The sequence below is a fragment of the Fodinibius sp. GM108 genome (assembly GCF_058386985.1).
This window is the reverse complement of sequence record NZ_JBYEIR010000005.1, coordinates 19,127-40,176: the sequence shown is the minus strand read 5'-3', so window position 1 is coordinate 40,176 and position 21,050 is coordinate 19,127. Positions and strand designations below refer to the sequence as shown.

General features: G+C 40.4%; 16 protein-coding genes. All 16 read right to left on the bottom strand.

The genetic code is table 11. From position 1 onward, the window contains the following. Positions 1 to 167: 167 nt before the first annotated feature. Positions 168 to 1,337, bottom strand: a complete 1,170-nt coding sequence (gene rffA / locus ACT3ID_RS10320) for a dTDP-4-amino-4,6-dideoxygalactose transaminase (protein ID WP_491541948.1) — start codon at positions 1,335 to 1,337, stop codon at positions 168 to 170. A 25-nt stretch (positions 1,338 to 1,362) separates the two neighbouring features. Beyond that, entirely contained in the window at positions 1,363 to 2,256 is an 894-nt protein-coding gene (gene rfbA, locus ACT3ID_RS10315) for a glucose-1-phosphate thymidylyltransferase RfbA (protein ID WP_491541947.1), read from the bottom strand. A 33-nt stretch (positions 2,257 to 2,289) separates the two neighbouring features. After that, the gene (locus ACT3ID_RS10310) at positions 2,290 to 3,477 is read right to left on the bottom strand and encodes a TDP-N-acetylfucosamine:lipid II N-acetylfucosaminyltransferase family protein (protein ID WP_491541946.1); all 1,188 of its coding nucleotides are present in this window, start codon (positions 3,475 to 3,477) and stop codon (positions 2,290 to 2,292) included. After that, positions 3,474 to 4,175 carry a WbqC family protein gene (locus ACT3ID_RS10305; protein WP_491541945.1) on the bottom strand — a complete coding sequence of 234 codons (702 nt, stop codon included), beginning with the start codon at positions 4,173 to 4,175 and terminating at the stop codon, positions 3,474 to 3,476. Before ACT3ID_RS10305 ends, ACT3ID_RS10310 begins: the two co-directional genes overlap by 4 nt. Positions 4,176 to 4,207: 32 nt before the next feature. Beyond that, complete coding sequence (locus ACT3ID_RS10300; RefSeq protein ID WP_491541944.1) at positions 4,208 to 4,882, bottom strand: NeuD/PglB/VioB family sugar acetyltransferase; 675 nt, start codon at positions 4,880 to 4,882, stop codon at positions 4,208 to 4,210. Positions 4,883 to 5,283: 401 nt separating this feature from the next. After that, a complete protein-coding gene (locus ACT3ID_RS10295; protein ID WP_491541943.1) occupies positions 5,284 to 6,051 on the bottom strand; it encodes a nucleotidyltransferase family protein in 768 nt (255 codons plus the stop codon). After that, positions 6,044 to 8,839: an amino acid adenylation domain-containing protein gene (locus tag ACT3ID_RS10290; protein WP_491541942.1), complete on the bottom strand. Its 2,796-nt coding sequence runs from the start codon at positions 8,837 to 8,839 to the stop codon at positions 6,044 to 6,046. The genes ACT3ID_RS10295 and ACT3ID_RS10290 overlap by 8 nt, the downstream gene beginning before the upstream one ends. A gap of 66 nt (positions 8,840 to 8,905) precedes the next feature. Beyond that, positions 8,906 to 10,564: a PQQ-dependent sugar dehydrogenase gene (locus ACT3ID_RS10285; protein WP_491541941.1), complete on the bottom strand. Its 1,659-nt coding sequence runs from the start codon at positions 10,562 to 10,564 to the stop codon at positions 8,906 to 8,908. Positions 10,565 to 10,788: 224 nt separating this feature from the next. Further along, positions 10,789 to 12,096: an NAD(P)H-dependent oxidoreductase gene (locus tag ACT3ID_RS10280; RefSeq protein WP_491541940.1), complete on the bottom strand. Its 1,308-nt coding sequence runs from the start codon at positions 12,094 to 12,096 to the stop codon at positions 10,789 to 10,791. A 35-nt stretch (positions 12,097 to 12,131) separates the two neighbouring features. Continuing rightward, complete coding sequence (gene rfbC, locus ACT3ID_RS10275; protein ID WP_491541939.1) at positions 12,132 to 12,674, bottom strand: dTDP-4-dehydrorhamnose 3,5-epimerase; 543 nt, start codon at positions 12,672 to 12,674, stop codon at positions 12,132 to 12,134. A gap of 47 nt (positions 12,675 to 12,721) precedes the next feature. Beyond that, complete coding sequence (gene lhgO, locus ACT3ID_RS10270) at positions 12,722 to 13,933, bottom strand: L-2-hydroxyglutarate oxidase (RefSeq protein ID WP_491541938.1); 1,212 nt, start codon at positions 13,931 to 13,933, stop codon at positions 12,722 to 12,724. A gap of 12 nt (positions 13,934 to 13,945) precedes the next feature. Continuing rightward, positions 13,946 to 14,761 (bottom strand): glucose-1-phosphate cytidylyltransferase, encoded by an 816-nt coding sequence (gene rfbF / locus ACT3ID_RS10265; protein ID WP_491541937.1) that lies wholly within the window; start codon positions 14,759 to 14,761, stop codon positions 13,946 to 13,948. 390 nt (positions 14,762 to 15,151) lie between these two features. Then, positions 15,152 to 16,039: a glycosyltransferase gene (locus tag ACT3ID_RS10260; RefSeq protein WP_491541936.1), complete on the bottom strand. Its 888-nt coding sequence runs from the start codon at positions 16,037 to 16,039 to the stop codon at positions 15,152 to 15,154. 83 nt (positions 16,040 to 16,122) lie between these two features. After that, the gene (locus ACT3ID_RS10255; RefSeq protein ID WP_491541935.1) at positions 16,123 to 17,919 is read right to left on the bottom strand and encodes an ABC transporter ATP-binding protein; all 1,797 of its coding nucleotides are present in this window, start codon (positions 17,917 to 17,919) and stop codon (positions 16,123 to 16,125) included. A gap of 41 nt (positions 17,920 to 17,960) precedes the next feature. Next, complete coding sequence (locus ACT3ID_RS10250) at positions 17,961 to 18,476, bottom strand: hypothetical protein (RefSeq protein WP_491541934.1); 516 nt, start codon at positions 18,474 to 18,476, stop codon at positions 17,961 to 17,963. A gap of 90 nt (positions 18,477 to 18,566) precedes the next feature. Then, positions 18,567 to 20,939, bottom strand: coding sequence for a GumC family protein (locus ACT3ID_RS10245; protein WP_491541933.1), 2,373 nt, complete (start codon positions 20,937 to 20,939; stop codon positions 18,567 to 18,569). Positions 20,940 to 21,050 lie beyond the last annotated feature (111 nt).

The window sequence follows — 21,050 nt, the reverse complement described above, 5'->3', positions numbered from 1 at the left end:
CTTGCCCAATATTAACGTTCAAAAAACATGCCAGTGTATTTGACCCGTTTATCGTTCCAAATGAGCCATCATCTGCATTTTATTTTACTTCAAGTCTTCTAATGAGAAATATTTACACTGGTCTTATTAATTTTACACGTGAACTTTAAAATAATTTTTTTTCCTATTTATAACTGATACACTTTTTTAGCATCAGCTGATCTTTCGGGTAGTGAAATATTTTTCAGCGTATCAATTATCTTATTTTGTTGACTTTGGGTGAGTTCATAAAAAAACGGTAAGCGCAGCAAACAATTAGTATAGTATTCACTCATAGGCAGCGTCTGCTTTTCATAATCCGGATGGTTGCGGCAATATTTGCTATTATGTAAACAAACATAGTGTGGTACTGCTTGTATATTTTGTTCCTTAAGCTTTTTCTGAACATGGTTTCGCTGATGTAGATCCTCAAAACACAAATAATACAAGTGACCATTATTTGTGGCATATTCAGGTATTGCAGGATGTTGTACCTGATAAAAGTTTGCCCAGCTTTCCAGTTGATTGTGATAAGTATTCCATATCTGTTCTCTCCGTTGTTGTATTGAGTCTATATCCTCAAGCTGCGCCCATAAAAATGCAGCCGTAATCTCTGAGGGAAGAAAAGAAGAACCGGTATCCACCCATTGATATTTACTAACCTCTCCCCTGTAAAAGTCAGCTCGATTCGTCCCTTTTTCCCAGACAATCTCGGCCCGATCGATAAAACGGGGATCATTAATAGCCAACAGTCCACCTTCTCCGGCATTAATATTCTTGGTCTCGTGAAAAGAGAACGCTGCCAAATGACCAATACTGCCTAACGGACGTCCCTTGTATGTTGATTCTATCCCCTGTGCTGCATCTTCTATAACCCAAAGGTCATAAAAATCAGCCAGCTCCATAATTTTATCCATATCACAGGCAGTACCCGCATAGTGTACAGGAACAATCGCTTTTGTTTTTGGTGTTATCAAACTCTCAAGATCATTTTCGTCCATATTAGGATGATCGGATCGGCTATCGACAAATACGATTTTTGCACCTTGCCTGGCAAAAGCCAACGCCGTAGAGACAAAAGTATAAGACGGTACAATAACTTCATCTCCCGGTTTAATCCCTGCAAGTATTGCACACATCTCCAGCGCATCGGTACATGATGTGGTAAGCAATGCTTTTTTAAAGCCATATCGCTCCTCAAAAAATTGCTGGCATTTTTTCGTAAAATCTCCATTTCCCGATAGTTTTCCCGACCCAGCAGCCTCATAGATATAGTGGGTCTCTTTACCCGTCATATAAGGTTTATTAAATGGAATCATACGGTTCTCTCTTTGGTATAAAGTTCTAATTCTTTTTGGAGCTCGTTAAGTCTTTTTCTAATAGCAATGAGCGAAGGTATTCTCCATATCCGTTTTTACTTAAATCATCTGCAAGGTTCAACAATTGATCATCTCCGATCCAACCTTTTCTCCAGGCAATTTCTTCGGGACAAGCTATCTTCAGACCCTGTCGCTGCTCTATAGTTTCCACAAATTGAGAAGCTTTTTGCATAGCCTCATGGGTACCTGTATCTAACCAGGCAAAACCTCTGCCCAGTGTTTGTACCTGTAATTCACCAAGTTCCAGATATTTTCGATTAACGTCAGTGATTTCCAGTTCACCTCTTTCAGAAGGTTCTACCTGTTTGGCAAAGTCAATTACTCGGTTGTCATAAAAATAGAGACCGGTAACAGCAATGTTACTTCTTGGATTATCAGGTTTTTCCTGAATACTGAGGGCTCTGTCGCACTCATCCACTTCCACTACGCCAAAACGCTCGGGATCGCTCACGCGATAGCCAAAAACAGTAGCCCCGCTAAAATCGGGAATCAGATTTTGTAACATTGGCCGAAAACCATGTCCATAAAAAATATTATCACCCAAAATGAGACTTACACTACTGTCACCTATAAAATCTTCACCAATAATAAATGCCTGGGCAAGTCCTTCCGGCCGTGGCTGAATATCATAACTTATGTCAATTCCCCAGTCACTACCATCTCCCAATAGACGTTTGAAATTTTCATTATCCTGTGGCGTGGTAATAATCAGAATCTCTCTTATTCCAGCTAACATTTGCACCGACAGTGGATAATAAATCATCGGCTTATCATAGATAGGCATAAGCTGTTTCGATATCGACTTTGTAACCGGATATAATCGAGTGCCGGATCCACCGGCCAGAATAATTCCCTTCATAATTCTCTCCCCTTTTTGCAAAATTAAATATTACTAAACAACCTGCTCCCGTTCTCCGGGGAATCCAAAAATATTGCTAAATGCTCTTTGCATTCCACGAATTAAGACCGATTCAGAAAGCTCATTTTTCAATACCTCTCGATTATGATTTACCTGTTCTTCCGTAAGTGGTTGCAAAGCATCACTTAACATCAGATCTCTCTCAATGGAATAAATATGACACCCCAAATCACGAAAATATTCATAGGCTTGTGTATTATTTAAAAATACTTTAGCTCCCAAATAAAGTGAGGCGATAATATTGCCTATTGCCTGGGGTCTATAGTGATTCATAATGACAAAACCGCAATTTCTAATAATCTCGTTATACTCTTCAAGTGGTAAAAAAGTAGTTATGGGATTAAACTTTTGCGGCCATATCTTTTTGCCCTCCGAAACAACAGCTCTTCTATATTTCGGGTAACCATAGCTGAGGGGTGCATGTATTTTCTTATCCTCTAGATCAAGTTTTTTTAAGATATCGAATGCTTCCAAATGATTATTTGTCGGTTGCGCTGAATTTCCTAAAAGGATGTCAGAACCAGTTATTCGCCGACTTTCATCTTTTATAATGAACTCGAGCGGATAATAAGTAAAAGGAATTTTTTTTATTGAGGGATTATAAAGACCTTCTTCAATATATCTTTGATGTGAGAGGCTGGGTAATGACCCGAAAACATCCATTTTATAAAATACCTCTCTCATATTTACTCTCTCTATTTTATCGTAATTTCGATATGCTATGCTACGATACAAATCCTTCAGCAAGTCGGTGACTGTCGTTTTATCAATTTTCTCCTTTAACTTTTCCGATTTCGGTCCAAACAATTTATCACCAAGCAGTTTGCGATTATAAATTTCTGCCCCAAAAACCATAGTCACAAAACGTTCCTTATTGGGTGATTTCAAAAATATACTACCTTTAAAGTCATCCAGTCCATGTAATATAATCACGCGATACCTGGTACTTTTATAAACAAGTTTTTGAACCGCTTCGGGTGATCTTATTAAAAACTGGGCGTGATCTAATAACTGCTCATTGAGATATCTATTCGGTGGATCGGCCGGAGGCTTTATTATGACAAATTTATTTTCTCCCGGAAATGCCTCTTCAAACAAATAATGTGCAGCATTTATAAATTTCTCATCCTTCGCTATGTGCAAAATTTTGGGGGAGTTCATACAAGCTCTATTTCCTTTAATTTCATATATTCAGCAGTGTCTTTTCCCTTGTTAAACAGTAAGTCAATTATTGAAACGCTGTGTTCAAAATCACCATATAACTGGGGATATTCTTCATATCCCTGGTAGTTCATCCACTCTACCTCGATACCTTCATCTTCAAATAAATCAGTATCCAAATACTCTTTAGCCGTAGGCCCAGAAACATAAACATCGGCATCTGCTTGCTTGCAGATCGATAGTAAGCGTTCTGATCTGTTTCCCTGCGCATCGTATTCAGAGCTCCAGCGTAATGGAGTGGTAATCCCCAACATTTTTTTTATAGCCTCCAGAAAATGACGATTAATAAGACTCAGCCTGTCAAACGTTGCTTCTTCGTAAAGCTTCTCAAATTCAGGAGCGTAATAATCAAAATGAGGTGCATTACCATACATGTGGCGTATTGTTTTCCAATGCGTGGTATTCCAGTCGTGATCAGCCACCTCTACTTCGTTAATACTATCCTCTATACTACCTGTAACGGGAATAGTAAGCCATTTCAAGCCATGGGGAGTCTTTATTCTATTCCTGTTCCGCCAGTCTCCTTTGGTATACTGTGCCTCATCATACAGTATAAATTCATCCACCTTATTGATAAAATCGAAGTATCCTTTCCATGGAATATAGTTTGACTGTGAAATCGCAATTTTTTTTTGCATTCTGTTACTCTCTCTTACTTGTTTCTACTTTCTTATGAATGAACTTTCTCTTTACCATTGGTACTTTTTACAATTGGCTTGGCAGGATTACCAACCACCGTGGTATTATCCGGAACATCTTTTGTTACTACTGCTCCCATGCCAATTACACAATTTTTACCAATGGTTGTATTTTCTCTGATCAAAGCTTTTGCACCAATAAAAGTTTTGTCTCCGACAGTTACTCTGCCCATTACGCCTGCATTTGGACCAATAAAGCAATAATCACCTATCTGACAATCGTGACTCACAATAGCTTGCTGTCTTACAATAACATTTTTACCGAATACAGCTCCCCCACCGACGATAACCTCTGGTGATATGAGTGTACCCTCCCCAACAGTAATTGTATGCACGTCCACATTTGGTGGTTCAGGAAAAATAAAAGTACAAATATTCGCATTGTGCTTTGATAATTTCTTTGCCACAGTCTCTATATTATCCGGTGATGAAGCCACATTATTAAAAAAGTAGTAACCTTCATTCACATAACTTTCTATAAAGCTCTCGTCCCCCACTATCGGATATCCCATATATTCTTCCTCCTCTCCATATTTATGATCATCAAGATAACCGATAATTTCCCATTCCTTTTCTCTCCTGTTTAAATACGAAATCAAACTTGTAATGGATGGATATCCACATCCATAAATTAATAGCTTTTTCATTTGTCCCCGATGTTTAAATTAAATTTACCCGTAAGCTTTGTCAGTAGAACATCACTATTATCTGCTGCTTTACTGTTAGTTGATTAAGAATTAATGTTAGTGGTTTAGTGAGGCAAATATTGAGGTTAACTTTTGAAACTGCGATAGCTTATTATGTACTTATAGAAATTCAATAATTATGCCACCTAATTATTAAGTTTATCTAAGGCTTTATCAGAGTCTAATGAGCATATGAATATGATATTTTCTGCTCTATCTCATACGCTTTAAAAAGCTGTGTATATTTTTTTTACTGTTGGGTAATAATTACTGATCAAAAAGACGAGTATTTTTTCACCTTTTTTATAATTGATTTGAACAGATCTTTTAAAAATATCTAGAAGCATAAAAGCTCTTGGATATTAATCAAGCCACTTCAGAGAATTTACTTTTGCTAAATCTTCAGGAGTACCTATATCGATAAAGACTCCCTCATCAAATTCAACATAAGCTGATGTAAGGCCCTTTTTCATAGCTTCTCTGAAAACATCACCAATATACAGTTCCCTTCCATTCGGAGATCGTTTACTATATTCCTCGAGGTATTTATGCAGAAAACGAGTGAATGAAGACGTCCATACTGCTATAATCCAGGTATGAGTCAATGACGTTTGCTCCGGTTTAATAATAATATCCTTCACGCTCTTTCGCTCTATATTACGATCCACCATATCCATTTTTTGGGGATAATCTGCCCTGAACAAACCCAACACCAGGTCAGCTTCGGTTGCTTTTTGTTTTTCAAGAAGAGATACAAAAGCATTCTTTGGCTTGAAAAGTATATCCGGGAAACCAAATAATACTCTGTTTGACTGTATAAACGGATACGCTTTATCAAGTGTCTGGGGCACACCTTCGGTAGCTTCAGTAACGATATGAGCAATAGGCAGATCTTCTTTTGATCCATTTTTAAAATATTCGGGAATGTCCCATTTGCCTTCCCGCAGGATTAAATATGCGTGCTTGGCACCTGCAAATTTTAAGCTCTCTATCAAGTAAGAAGATGCCACAGCCGAACTTCCATCCGGATGTATGATCGGATATATTTCTTTACTACAAGGTAATCCTTCAACCCGCTTGGCATATCCCGCTGCAGGGATAAGCCCTACCAGATCATTTGTATCATTCATCCAGCTTAAACATTCTTTCTCTTATAATTTGATGCGTGCGATTTTTATTTAAGAGATCGTTATGCCCTCCACCAATCACATGAGCATCAAACGTTCCCGAGCACAATTCCTCAAAGCCAAAAAAGGTATCTTCCCACCAGCCCCGGAGACCCATTTTCTGTCCACGAACTACTTCTGATTTAAAATACAGAACGTCTCCGTCATAAACGGTTTTATGATGTTTTTTGATCGCTGATAACTGTGAAAGTAAACAGTAGCGTTCTCGATCCCTGACCGGAATTTTAAGAGACAGATTTTTGAGCAGATGAATTCTCATCAGCTGGAGCTTGTCCTGAATCTTGAAATACAAACCTCCCAAAACAAAGTAAAAAGGCATATATTTAGCTAACAAAGGAAAACGTCGAATTGAATAGTCATTTCTCTGCACGTTTTTCTTTTGAGATTTCAAACGAGATGAACTTCCTCCATTTTCGGCAATTTGCTGATCCAATTCTTCAACAAACGCCTCGAATTTTTCAATATCTCTTTCTGATGACTCAGGTTCTTCAGCCCGGTAACTTGTTGCATGCAAATTAGGAGAGTCTGAAACCATTATCGGATCCAAAACCTCCGCGCCTTCGGCTCTAAGCAGCTTGGCTAATTCAATAGCAATAATTCCACCTATGCAGTGCCCACCCAGTCGATACGGCCCCGTTGGCCAAGCCTCACGAAGTTCGTTCTTATAGAATTTTGCCATTTCCATGATATCATCTTGCCCTTTATAGCCATCCCAACCAGGCCACTGAAATGCATAGACAGGTTGGTCATCGGGTAACCCTTTCGCCAAATCTTTGAACATTAAAACATTGCCGGCTCCGCCATGCACCAAAAAGAGTGGGGCCTTGTCTAGACTTCCCTGTTGAATTAATTGCAGCGATCGAAATCTGCTGAGATCGAGATCTTTGTTACTGCCGTCGATAACTTTAGCAAGTTCCTTAAGTGTGGGAGCTTGTGTTATTGTTGATAGTGGTAAATATTTGTCGAACTGCTCCTCTATCTTCATAAATAAAGTAACGGCATTTAGGGAATCACCCCCCAAATCAAAGAAACTGATCTTACGTGGAGCGGCCTCCAAATCCAGTAGATTACACCAAATTTCAGCCAGCTCTATTTCTGTTTTTGTCCGATATGTTACGTCTCTTTTTTCCCGATCAACTGCTATCTGTTTATCAGGTTCTGGCAGTGATTTTAAATCTACTTTCCCACTTGGAGTATACGGGATCTCCTTCAACTTCACGATATAAGCCGGCACCATATATTCCGGCAAGGTTTCTTTCAGATATGTTTTAAATTCCACTTCTTTTACGTCGGCACCATCCTGCGTAAGATAATAGGTTACCAGCTTTGTACTCTTCCCTTCACCGTCAACAGTATGCGTTAAACACTGAGCTATGCCAGGATATTCAGCACCGACACTGTTAATTTCTCCAGGCTCAATACGATAGCCGCGTATTTTTATCTGATGGTCGGCCCGACCTAAAAACTCAACATCGCCTTCTTCATTATAAAAACCCAGATCACCCGTTTTATACAGAATTTGCCGATTGCCCAACGAATCGTATCTGTTAATAAATGACTCTTTAGTCAAATTTTCTCTCCCCAAATAACCATGCGCCACATTTATGCCAGACAGATATAATTCACCCCGTTCTCCATCCGGGACAATATTCCTATCCTTATCCATAATATAGATGCTGTTATTTTTGATAGCCTTGCCTATAGGAGGCAGATCGGCCCACTCTTCAGGATTTTCAACCAAGAGATAAGCAGAAATTACATGTGTCTCTGACGGTCCATATTGATTTTCCAGAATTGCTTCGGGCAATTCAGAAAAGAATGATCGTAAACCATCATCAACACGAAGCTGCTCACCGGCCGTTATGACTTCTTTGAGTGTTGTCGGTAACCGGTTTTGCGTATTTGCTACCTCAACCAGGCTTCGCAGAGCTACAAATGGTATAAAAAGCCGCTCTATCTCATTCTCATTTAGAAATTCAAGCAAAATTCTGGGGTCGCGCCGCTCTTCATCATCAATTAAAAAGAGTGTCCCTCCTGATGCAATAGTGGTAGCAATTTCCTGAAACGATACGTCGAAGCTAATACTGGAGTATTGAATAACCCGAGCCTCTTTGTTAAAATATGGACGCTCCAGCTGCCATTCGATCAGATTTGCCAATGCCCTATGCGGCATCGCAATACCTTTGGGCCGGCCGGTTGATCCCGAAGTAAAAATTACATAAGCAACATCTTCCGGGGCAATTTTCACATCCGGATTTATGTTAGAACACTGTTCTATTTCATTGGTTACATCTTCCCAATATTTGACTTGTGCCCTATTTTCCTCAAAGAGTTCAGAAAAGGTGCGGTGCGCCAGCAATAAACTTAGCTGGGCATCTTCTCTCATTATCTCAAGTCTCTCCCTGGGATAGTTTGGATCGAGCGGAACGTAGGCGGCTCCTGCTTTTAATATCCCGATTAAACAGATAATCATTTCTATGGATCGGTCAAGACACAGGCCCACGCGATCGCCACGTTCCACACCCTGGCTCTTTAAGTAATTGGCCACTTTATTCGTTCGTTTATCCAACTGATCATAGCTTAGCTTTTTATCCCCAAAACGTAATACGGTTTCGGCTCGGTACCTTTCGAAGCCCTCATATAACCAATTTGTTACTTTACCATATACAAGCGGGGAATCAGGCTTTCCATTTTCATATGTAGCAGCTCTCTCCAGATTGTTCTTATTCATTTAGCTAGCATTTTTTTATAATTATTTATCATCTCTCTTTGGAGGATATCTGTCAATGACTTGATTTCATTTTTGTATGTAATGAATGATACTGTCTACTTCAGATTCAGATAAATCTATATCTGGCATCGAAGTATTGGAAGCAATTGACGACCTCTGCAGTAAAAAATCTTTAAACAGCTCTGGGCTCCATACTGTATCCGCCGAGGCAAGGGCCGTAGAGTAGTTGAAATCCTCATTACTGCCTACTTCCCGATCAAAAATGTTCTCCAGGTGCGGTCCCACCCCATGAACTTTGTTCATATTATGACAACTTGAACATTTCTGAATAAATATAGTCTCTGCTGTCAAATATTTATTCCTGCTAAAGTCATCACTCTGAGAGTTTTGCCACAACTGGTCATAGCTTTCCAGAGCCTTGATTCGGGTTTCAACCACAGGTCCCATCTCTTCATAGACCGGTCCACCGTCATCAAGAATTAAAAGCAGTCCAGTGTCTGTAAGAAGCACCGGCGTTTGATCCTCAAGTAAAGTGAGGGCTCTGATTCGATATCCGATCTCTATTCTTTCTATATAAGCCGCGTGGTTCTCCTCATTCAACCTTACCCGGTGCAAACTTTTGTCTCCCAATGATCCTACAATTAAATCCTTCTTCCAGAGAGGAAATTTGGTTGTTTGATCCAACCGTATCAGATCGGACGTAGCAATCGACGGTACCCAGGCAACTACCGGTTTCACATAATCATTATGTCTACCCTGTTCTTCATTTAACGGCCATTCCCTGTTACCGTAGTGTATCCCATAAGTTACTTGAGGCCATCCATAATTCCGATCTTTCCTAATCAGATTTAGCTCATCTCCTCCCTGGGGACCGTGATCCGTTGCCCAGATGTTGTTGTCAGCGTCCTTAAATACTCCCTGGGTATTTCGTAACCCTTTTGCGAAAATGGAATGCTCTCCGCTTTTTTTGTCCAGCAGTATGAGCTTACCAAAGGTGCTTGATGTATCCATTGGCAATGACTCATGGTTCACTCCATCCCTGTGAAAATTACCTACCGAAACCAGCAGACGATCTTCATCATAATTGATCATTGGGCCACCGGCCATTTCGCCATCATTACCGTGCTTATCTTCTTCAGGATATATACATGGAGAAGCCCTGAAAATGGTTTCCCAATCCCGGGAAACTTTAGCTACTGATTTACCAAAGGTAAGCCCCACTCGACTTAAGCTAAATGTGATACATCGCCTGTCTGGATGATACTCATGATGAGTAACAAATAGTGAATGCTCGTCATGGTCTTTCTTTTCAATATAGAGGCCATTTACGCGAAATTTGAAGAGATCGAAAACCTCTATATCCATTATTGATGAGTCTAAAAGCTCATGATAATTCATAGGCACAGAAAGCCCGTCAACGTCAATACGCTGATAAGTTTTCGTGTTTATAAGTACCAGTTCATCTTTTTTTCGATCATTCCTGTTACTGGAGACGTATATCAAACTGTCTATCGAGGTGAGAGCCCCTCCCTTGTTATGTACTTCAGGAGAATAATCTTCCTCTACTGGGAACTCATTGATAAGAATTCGATGCAAAGATGTTTCTATAATGTCAACGTTTTCCGGACCCATGTCATCACCCGTGATCCAACCCTCGACATATTGAAGCTGTTGGTAGGGAAATATTTGGTAACGACCTACCGCTATTCCATATACAAATATCAAAGAAAGTAAAATTATATAGATAAAATTATTTCTAGAATACATAAGTTATATGATCTCAATCTCTTAGCAGGGTGTTATTAGAACCATTGTTTATATTACTCCATATATTAATTGTATTTATTTGGTATATGTGATCTAAGCCTTCGGACAAGTACCTAAATTTTATAATTGATCTTCTTCGCTCTTCTCTTAAAATAGTTGGGTATCTATCTGTATCTCACCGGCTAAACAACCTGAGTCACGCTAAAATGCTGCATCTGCTCTTTTCGCAGCTGATCAATTAATCGTCCTTCAGGTACCTCTACATCGTCATATGATATCGCCTCATCCTTGGAGATATCACGTTTCAAGGTACATCCCTCGGCGACACCCAGTGGCAGTAGGTTTTCGGAATGAGCTACTTCAGCATTTTCACACACGCCATACGTCATGTAGTGACCAATTCCGTCGATTTTCTCTCCCTTTTTCAAATCCTTTTTGGCGATTGTCACAACCTCAACCTGCAACGGGCCTGCGGGTGCAATCGTAGCATCCCCGAATAATACAGCACGAGCCACTGTATTTGGTACTTCAAAGTGGCACAGGTGATACGGGGTATAGAAACAGTAATACGGACCTTCACCAAGCTTGTATAAATGCAGGTAGTGTTGTTGTTCCGGATGATCATGAGTGCCAATGACAAACACGCCCGGACCCGGCACGGCTCCCACAACGTAATCAACAACACCAGTTTTCGTATTCAGCAGCTCATCGGGATATTCCTTTATCGCTTCTTCGATCGGTGTGCCCGATTCTACTGTTGGACCGTACATTCCTCTCTTGCCCACTTTCATCCCTGTTGCATTTGCCACAATGGCCTGCTCAAATGATATTTTGCTGCCATCAGCAAACGAGGTAACCATTGATGGTTTTTGACCCCATTTTTTCGCAAAGTCTTCTTGTGTAGTGGGATTTCGATACGGATCATGCAACCCCTTGATATTTCCACATAAGACCGGATTAACTCCGATTCCTTTAACAAAGCGATACAGATTCATGATTACGCCCGGCTGATCTCCATCAGCATTCGTGATAACCACATCATTTTGGTTGGCATACACCTTTAAAATTGGACCAACCGTACCGTCAAGCTCCGCATTCATCAGTACCACATGCTTTTTATTGCGGATTGCAGTAAGCACTACCTCCGCACTAAACTGAACCGCACCGGTAACTTCTATGATGACATCAATTTCTTCGGAATTGCATAACAAAAACGGATCGCCCGTTACACAGTGCGTACCCTGTCTGATAGATTCATCAAGCTCGTTTTGGGATCCCACTTCTGCTATGTTTTCACCGCCAGCTTCTTTATACGCTTTTGTTGCTTTTTCAACCGTTCTGTTGGAAATGGCAACCAGCTCCATTCCTTTTGCGGCGGTCTGAATCTGCAGAGCGATCCCTTTTCCCATAAAGCCGGCCCCCACCATTCCAACTTTTATTGGTTTATTTGCTCTCTCTAATTTTTCCAGTTCTTTATCTATTATAATCATGAAATTGCTCTCTCTTTTTTATGAAATTAAAATCCTCAGACATTTACAGCTTTCTTGTAATCTGGCCACGCGCTATCCTTTTCAGAGATAATTTCAGGTTCTGCGGGCCAGTTGATATTAAAAGCCTCATCATTCCAGCGAATACCTCTTTCCGCACCCGGTGTGTAAAACTCTGAAACCTGATAGGTTACTTGTGTTTTATCCTCAAGTGTAATAAAACCGTGCGCAAAACCTTCGGGTACAAACAGCATACGATAATTCTGCTCGGTAAGCTCTACCCCTAACCACTCCATATAAGTTGAAGAGTCGGGACGTACATCTATGATAACATCGAAAATAGCACCACGGGTACAGCGAACCAGCTTTGCCTCTCCATGAGGCTGCTGCTGATAGTGCATGCCCCGCAGTGTGTGTTTATATCGATTGTATGAAACATTTGCCTGAACAACCGGAAATTCGATTCCTTTTTCGCGGAACTCATTCACGCAATAAGCCCGGGCAAAAAAACCGCGCTCATCTTCATGTTTTTCCAGTTCAAGGATAAAGGCATCATTCAGTTTTGTCTCCTTAAATTTCATAGTATTTCTCCTGTTATAGTATTAGCTATTTTCTCGTTACGTACTTTTTATGCGCTCAATACCTTGTTAGATTTATGATCTATCACATATTCAGCTATCTTATCCCCAATTTCGAGCGAGGCGGTAGCCGCTGGAGACGGTGCATTGCAAACATGGATACTTCGTCCGTGATATTCGATAAGAAAATCATCCACGAGGCTGCCATCCGGATTCAATGCCTGGGCTCGTACACCACACGAGGATGGTACCAAATCTTGCGGTTTTACATCCGGGATGATTTTTTGCAAACTTCTGACAAATTCCGCCTTTGAGAATGACCGGTAAAGTTCCCGGAAACCTTCTTTCCAGTGTTGAGCAGCAAGATTCCAAAAGCCTGAATAACTCAAAGAGTCCCACGCTTCAGAAACATCAAAAGAAAATTTTGAATACCCCTCTCGCTTAAGACTCAGCACTGCATTTGGTCCGGCATGAATACTGCCATCTATCATCCGGGTAAAATGTACACCCAGAAAAGGAAATGAGGGATTGGGCACCGGATAGATCAAATTTTTCACCAAGTGGCGTCGGTCCTCTTTGAGTTCATAATATTCGCCCCTGAACGGCACAATGCGATGTTGTAGCTCAACACCAGCATTTTCTGCCAGAATATCGCTGTATAGTCCTGCACAGTTTATTACATAATCACTCTCAAATTGAGAATTTTTTGTTTCAACATAGCAGCGCTCCTGCTCCTCATGAATGCCGGTAACATGTTGATTAAAAAAGATTTCAACTCCCAGGTACTTCAACTTTTCAACAAGTACTTTCGCCACTTTTTCGTAGCTCACAATGCCCGATTCCGGTACATAAAGGGCAGCGATGGCATCTACATAAGGCTCACGCTCTTTTAGCTCTTCCTTCGATATTTTTCGAACATTTAGCCCGTTCTTTTGCCCCCGTACAGCCAATGTGTCCAGATAAGATAGTTCGGCTTTGTCAGTGGCTACAATCACTTTGCCACACTGTTCATACTCAATACCATTCTGATGGCAAAACTCCATCATCCGATTTCTTCCACGGGTTGTCAGCGAAGCTTTTTTACTTCCGGGTTTATAATAAATACCTGAATGAATAACCCCGCTGTTACGCCCCGTTTGATGTAGCGCTGCCTGGTTCTCTTTTTCCAGTATTTGAATAGTCGACTCCGGACTTGCTTTTTTTATAGCGTAAGCTGTTGCAAGTCCGACAATCCCCCCACCTATGATTATATAGTTACTCATTGCTTATACCGATTAATATTCTACGTGAATTGCCTTGTCATGCGCTGATTTGTCTTCCCAGACATGCCATGGACAATCCTCTGATTTCCAAATTTCTTCCAGATGATTTTTATCACGAAGGGTATCCATGGGATGCCAGAATTCGTGATGCCGATAGGCCGCTAGTTCTCCCTTATTAGCCAATTGCTCCATAGGCTCCCGCTCCCATACGGTATCGTCCCCTTCGATATAATTGAATATCTCAGGTTCAAGCACAAAAAACCCTCCGTTAATCCAGGCATTATCTTCCTTAGGTTTCTCTTTGAAGGAACTGATTGTGTGTTCATCGTAACCCAACTTAAATGTACCGAAACGCCCTTCTGGCTGAACCGCCGTAAGAGTAGCAAGTGTATTTTGCGCCCGGTGGAAATCTATTAAGCGAGATATATTGATATTACTAACTCCATCCCCATAGGTCAGACAGAAGGTTTCATCTCCTATATAATCTTTTACGCGCTTTAGGCGTCCCCCGGTCATCGTCCCGTCTCCCGTGTCAATTAATGAAACCTTCCACGGCTCTACATCATTTTGATGAGTATGCATCTCATTACTTTTCAGATCAAATGTTACATCGGAACGATGAAGAAAATAATTTGAAAAATACTCCTTGATCATGTATCCCTTATAGCCGCAGCATATAATAAACTCATTGATGTCGTAATGAGAATAGATTTTCATGATATGCCACAGGATCGGCTTTTCACCTATTTCAACCATAGGTTTAGGCCGAACACTAGTCTCTTCACTTAACCTTGTGCCATATCCTCCTGCAAGAATTACAACTTTCATAAACTCTCCCTTTAAATTTGTAGCCTTTTTTATTTGTTCCACCAACTATATCAATGGAGTTTTTTATACTTCAAATAATGTGCCAGATCCTCAATAAGAATTTAGAATGGTTATCTGATAGATAATAAGTACTATTTATGCTGCTCTAAATCTATAGAAGAGATTTGCAGTGGGTAAATTTTACTCCCCTTCCTAGAAAGGTTACACAGCGTTTTAATCGTATTTTTTTTAAATCAGGCTTTAACTCTTAGCTGCCCCTCGTTCCGAAGCTCCAACTTCGGAACGTTTCTGAAGAAACTTTCTTCCAAACAGATAAATACATCCCCACGCAGGAGCTTGGGGATGAGATAACAAACGGTTGGAATAGTCGGCAAAGGCAGATCGAACCCGCTACCATACAGAAATTTTAGAATCTGGATTCCGATCAGTAGATGGGTCGAAAACCAATTCGGCTGGAATATCACTTTTTTTACTTGTCGATAAGATATAGATCACAGCTGATATACGGTGATAAAAATAAGTAAATGGATTTACCTTATGTTGTATTAGTTCAGGCAGTATTTTCAGCGTACCCAGAAAAGCTTTGGGCAAGGCCAAACTCCCATTTTTTCGGCAGTCATAAGCGCCTGTCATCCAATTTTTTCTTTTATCGAATTTTGGGACTGATTTTATAGTACTGTCATAAGGATGCTCAACGACATATTCAGGGAAAAACACAACATTTAATCCTTTATCCAAACAGTCTTCTATAAATATTGTTTCTTCAGAACCAATCAAAAGGTCATGCCCTGCCCCGAAACGCTCATCAAAAGTCAATCCTGCCGTTTTAACTCTGCTAATTCGAAACGCTATTTCGACACTGCTAACTGAAAATACATTCCCTGTTATCTTCTGTTGATGATTTGGATAACGCTTATACTCTCGCTCTCCTGGTTGGGTTTTTATTTTAAAAAGACCGATATCCAGGGCTGGATTATCCTGAAATTTTCTTTTGACCTTATCAATATAGTGATTGCGGTATGTCACGTCATCATCAGCAAAAAGCCCTATATTTCCTTTGGCCAGAGTTAATGCATTATTTCTGGATCTGGTGACTCCTTGACCTTTCAACTGCGAAATAGTCACATCTTTTCTTAAAAGTTCTTCAGGTATCTCTTTAAACTCCTCACTTGTGTATTGATGAGATATAATATATTCAACATCTTCACGGGGTTCTAAAAGGACGTCTTTTACTTGATTTATCCGCTCATCAATGGTAGATATCAAGATACTTATCATGTAAAATACCTCTCAGTTTATGGGGTAAAGCGTAATACAAGGGTCAATACTACCAGCAGGTGGAAAACTATATTTATTAACAATTAGTTTTCCAGTGCCATTTCTCGAAATCTAATATTTGAATCGACTAAATCGCGATATGTTCCCTCTTGTGTGATTTCACCTTCCTCCATAAAATAGAGCGTATCACAGTTCTTTACAGTGGTAAGTCGATGGGCAATTATGATTAAGGTGCGCTCACCTTTCAATGATTCTATAGCAGACGTTATCTGCTTTTCGGTAATATTGTCCAATGAAGATGTGGCCTCATCCATAACCAATACTTTTGGCTCGTGATAAAGCGCGCGGGCAATTCCGATTCTTTGTCGTTGTCCTCCTGATAAACGAGTTCCATGTTCACCAACAATGGTATCCAGACCTTTGGGAAGTTGCTTAAGTAATGATTCCAGCTGGGCCAATTTTATAGCCTTCATTACCTTATCATCATCTATTTCTTCTTCTGCCAAGCCAAAGGCGATATTCGAACGCAGCGTTTCATCAGCAAGATATATCATCTGTGGGATATACCCAATATTTTGCTGCCATGCAGAAAGTCTTTTATGTATATCAATTCCATCTACCGAAACTTCTCCTTCATCCGGCTCAAGTAATCCCAGAATGAGATCTACCATCGTCGTTTTACCGGCCCCGGAAGCACCAACAAATGCTACGGCCTTTCCCTTTGGAATTGAGATAGAAACGTTATTCAATGCCTGTTCTTCACTTTCCGGATAACTGTAACTCACATTTTTTAATTCAATATATTTATTAAGAGTTATCTGGTTGTTACTCTTCCGGTCTTTGAGAAATCGAGCATTATATTCTTCGAGCTCCTTGAGATCATCATAAATAGGATTGATTGTTACTATGTTATACCGCACGTTTGTATACATAGATACAATTTGCTGCACTGACGGCATCAGCCGAACAGTAGCCATAGCAAACAAGGTGAGCGTTGGTATAATGGCACTCATAGGTCTGTCCTGCCACAGTAATAAAACTGAAACCATTAGCATGCCAATTACTGCAGTAGTCTCGATTACAGGGCGGGGTACTTGCTGAATAAACCTAATATAAGCCAACAGCCGGGTACTTTTAAGAGCGTGAACACGAAATTTTTCAATAAATTCTTCTTCCCTGTTCAATACACGGGCATCTTTGATGCCGCCAAGTCCCTGGTTAAGAGCTTTAATCATCTCCGATCTACGTTCTTGTTCTTCTTGCCCATATTCTTTCATCTTCTTCTTATTCATCAAAATAAATGTACCAGCTCCCAATCCGGATAAAGAAATCACAAGCAGCGTTATTAATGGCTCCATTACAAACAAGAACGCCAAGATTGCCAGTGCCATCACTGCCTCCCTTATCATTTTTAAGAGATTGGTAACTACAGTAGAGATAAAAACATTTACTTCCTGTGCTATATTCCTTAACAGCTCAGCTGTATTCCTCTGCAGATGGAATATATACGGCGCATGCATATATGCCCGCATCATACGATGGCTGATGGTGTATCGGCGGTGATAGATAAAACGAGCTTCATAATAATTAAACGCAATGATATACAAGCTTTTTATGATGAAAATGCCAACAAGAGCTGAAGATCCCCAGATAAGTAGGTCTCGGGAGGTCGATATTTCTAACATCATAAGAGTAGGCTCTAACCACTCGACTTCCAAAACCCGTTCAGGATCAGCGACAATAGCAACAAATGCCGGGATCATACCGATTCCAGCTACTTCCAATCCGGCAGCTACAAGCATCAACAATAAAAGAATTACCAGCTTTATAGAATCGCCTTTGGGTAAAATGTAGAATATCTTTTTTAGGGTCTTTGGCACAATGTTATCCATACAAAATAAAAGTTAACCAAGTCAGTGAATTAGTTACCGCGCAGATTATCAATGAGTAATATAGAAGTAGCCAAAACACTAATTACCGGGGCAATCACATCTATGTAATCTCCAAAAGCCGGTTTTCTCCGAACCTGCAGAGTGATAATGTCATTGTTCTGCAGATCGAACTCGAACATCTCCACTGGTTCAGGATCTTGAAAACGATACCTGAATAAAGCCACATCAACAAGTTTCTTATTTTCATTGTAGCGGGATACTTTAACCTCAATCTGAGTTTTTGCCCAATCAATGTTAGATTCCCGTCCGCGAAGCTGCGAAAAACCGAAACTGTATGAAATCAATTCGGGCAAAGTGGTTTCCTCTGGAATGATATATCGTCCGGCGCTCCCCACATCACCCCAAACATTCACTGAATCAGCTATTTCCCCCACTTCAGCGACACGAATAAACCTGTCACCTCGTTCTTGTATTTGGGCCTGTAATACGGTTGGCAACAAAATAATTGCAGCAAGTAGAATGATATATTTTAAATAGTTGTCCATAGATATTGATTTTAGAAGTACCTGTAATCACTTACAGAATACCTCATGTTATTTAATTAATGGTTGTTTAACCTTCTCCTGAAATCTTAATTATTGTATATAAGCTTCGTAGTTACTGTACATAGCCTGATAATATCCCGAGCCGTAACTGTAGCCAGTCTCTTCTCGATAGTCAAAATCATTTAGTACAATTTCAGATACATTGGCACCAATTTGCTCAAGCTCTTCGATGGTTCTGAGCAGCATTTCTTTATTCGTCTTTTTATGTCTTGCTACGACAAGGGAGACCTCTGCTTTCTTTAATAGCGATGCCGAATCACTTATTATGCCAAATGGCGGTGTATCCATAAGAATAACATCGAAAACTTCTTCCATCTGGTCTAAGAACTTTTTAAATACCTTATTACTGCCAACAATCTCTCGTCCCTCTGTTTTTTTACCAGCTGTCAATACTTTTAGTTTGCGCAACTCCGTATTCTGAATAAGCATTAACAACTGCTGGAAAGGCATATCACTATTTAGGAAATCTGATAATCCAGCCTTACCTGTCAACCCAAAATATTTTTGAATTTTGGGGCGGCGGAAATCTGCATCTATAATCAGCGTCTTGTATCCTTCTTCGGCAAAAGCAATGCCCAAATTAGATATTATTGTGGATTTGCCATCGCCTTTTTCGGGGCTGGTCACCGCAATTGACTTTGGGGGAATATCTCCATTTTGATAAATAATCTTGTTTTTAAGCCGGCGAAATGCTTCCGATGTCATACTAGACGGATCGCGCAACATAATCATCTCATCAGGTACTGTTCCCTCTCCCACTTCAAATGTACCTCTGCCATTTGATGAATTCATTTCAATAGAGGGGATCACCGAAAGAGTTAGGTTGGACGGATAAATCATTTTAAGTTGACCTACATTTTTCACACTATCATCCATAAACTCTCTAATGACAATAAATACCGCCGATAAAAAGCCGCCCAGCATAAATCCTAACAGCAGTAGTATTTTCTTATTGGGATACACCGGTGAATTCGGTACATCTCCGGAATCAATAATTCGTCCAAAGCCAAACTGTGACTGCTTCATTACCGACATGTCCGCATGTTGACGCGAAATGTTTAAATAAAGCTCTTCATTTATTCGCACATCCCGCTTTAATTTTGCAAGATCAATCATGCCTTCGGGCAGTGAATTAAAATCAGAATCCAATTCTTCTTTATGCTGCTGCAGTGCCTCGAGGCGCGATTGATACTGATTTTCTTCTATACGAAGCTCGACCAGGCGACTCTGAATTTCAGAGATCATCTGAGCTCGGTTTTCGCCGTCCATCCCTACAAATTCATCACTTTCAGTGAAAAGCTTACCCGATAGATTTTTAATCTCTTCTTTCAGCCGATCGATCTGCTCATTAACAAATTGCAGTCGGGCAGGCGGATTCTCCCTTTTTTGCACATCCGGATTTTTGGCAATTATCATTGTACGTTCATTTTCAAATTTTGCCAGTTCTTCCTGGGCATTTCGAATTCTGGGGCCGACAGCCTCTGAAAATTGATCCGAAAGTCCCGGTTTTATTCGTTCAAGCTGTTGTTCATAATTTGATATCGTCTGCCGTACCGTCTCCAGATCCAATCTTACCCGCTGCAACTCCGATTCAACCTCAGTTCGGCGGTTAACCATACTTGATGCTTGTTCATCTACTTGCACGATGCCGGTTCTGTCCATAAACTGCTGCAGTTCTTGCTCGGCCGAATCTAATTTCTGCTTAATTTCCTGTTTCTCCTTTTCCAAAAACTCTGCTGTTGATGCTGCCGCCCTGCGGTTTTCCTGGGTAGAATTTTCGACATACTGCTCCATCACCTCATTAACAATTTTTGCAGCTTCCTGTGGAGATGAACTCCGATAAGTGACCTCGATAACATCCGCATCCTCATCAGGTTCTTTAAAACTCAGATTACTTCTTATTCGTGAGGCTACAACCTCTTCGCCGTATCGATAAACTTCCCCACCTTCCTCTTTGGCCCATAGAACGGGAAATTCATTAATACCTCCCGGATCCTCACTAATCAGATTGCGGGCAATCTGCCGCGAAAATTCTCTTGAAGTAAGTATCTGAAGCTCGTTTTCAAATGTTGAGCTGGTGCCACGGCCTGTTGTCTGAGACATTATTTTGGAGAGCTCATCTTTAGGCGACGAATCGCCAGAACTGATCATCAAACTTCCCCTGCTTTCATAAATCGGAGTTGCAGTTTCAGCATAAAACCAAGCTCCCGCAGTACCTACAACCAGGAAAAAAAGTATGAGCCATTTATATCGATAGATAAGATTTATAATTCTTTTAGGGTCCAGCGCGTCAGTATCAGCGTCATCTGAATTGTAAGAATGACCAGAGTTGAATTGCGACCGGTCCTGCCACTTTTGAATATTGTTATCTCTGTTATTTCCTCTTTCTAATGAATCAGCCATACTCCTAACCTATACACTTGTATTTTGATAGTTAGCACGATATTGTTTTTCAATGCTTCGTTTAGAATCTGTTTACAGTAGATTCTGGATATAGAACCGTGCGAAAATGTT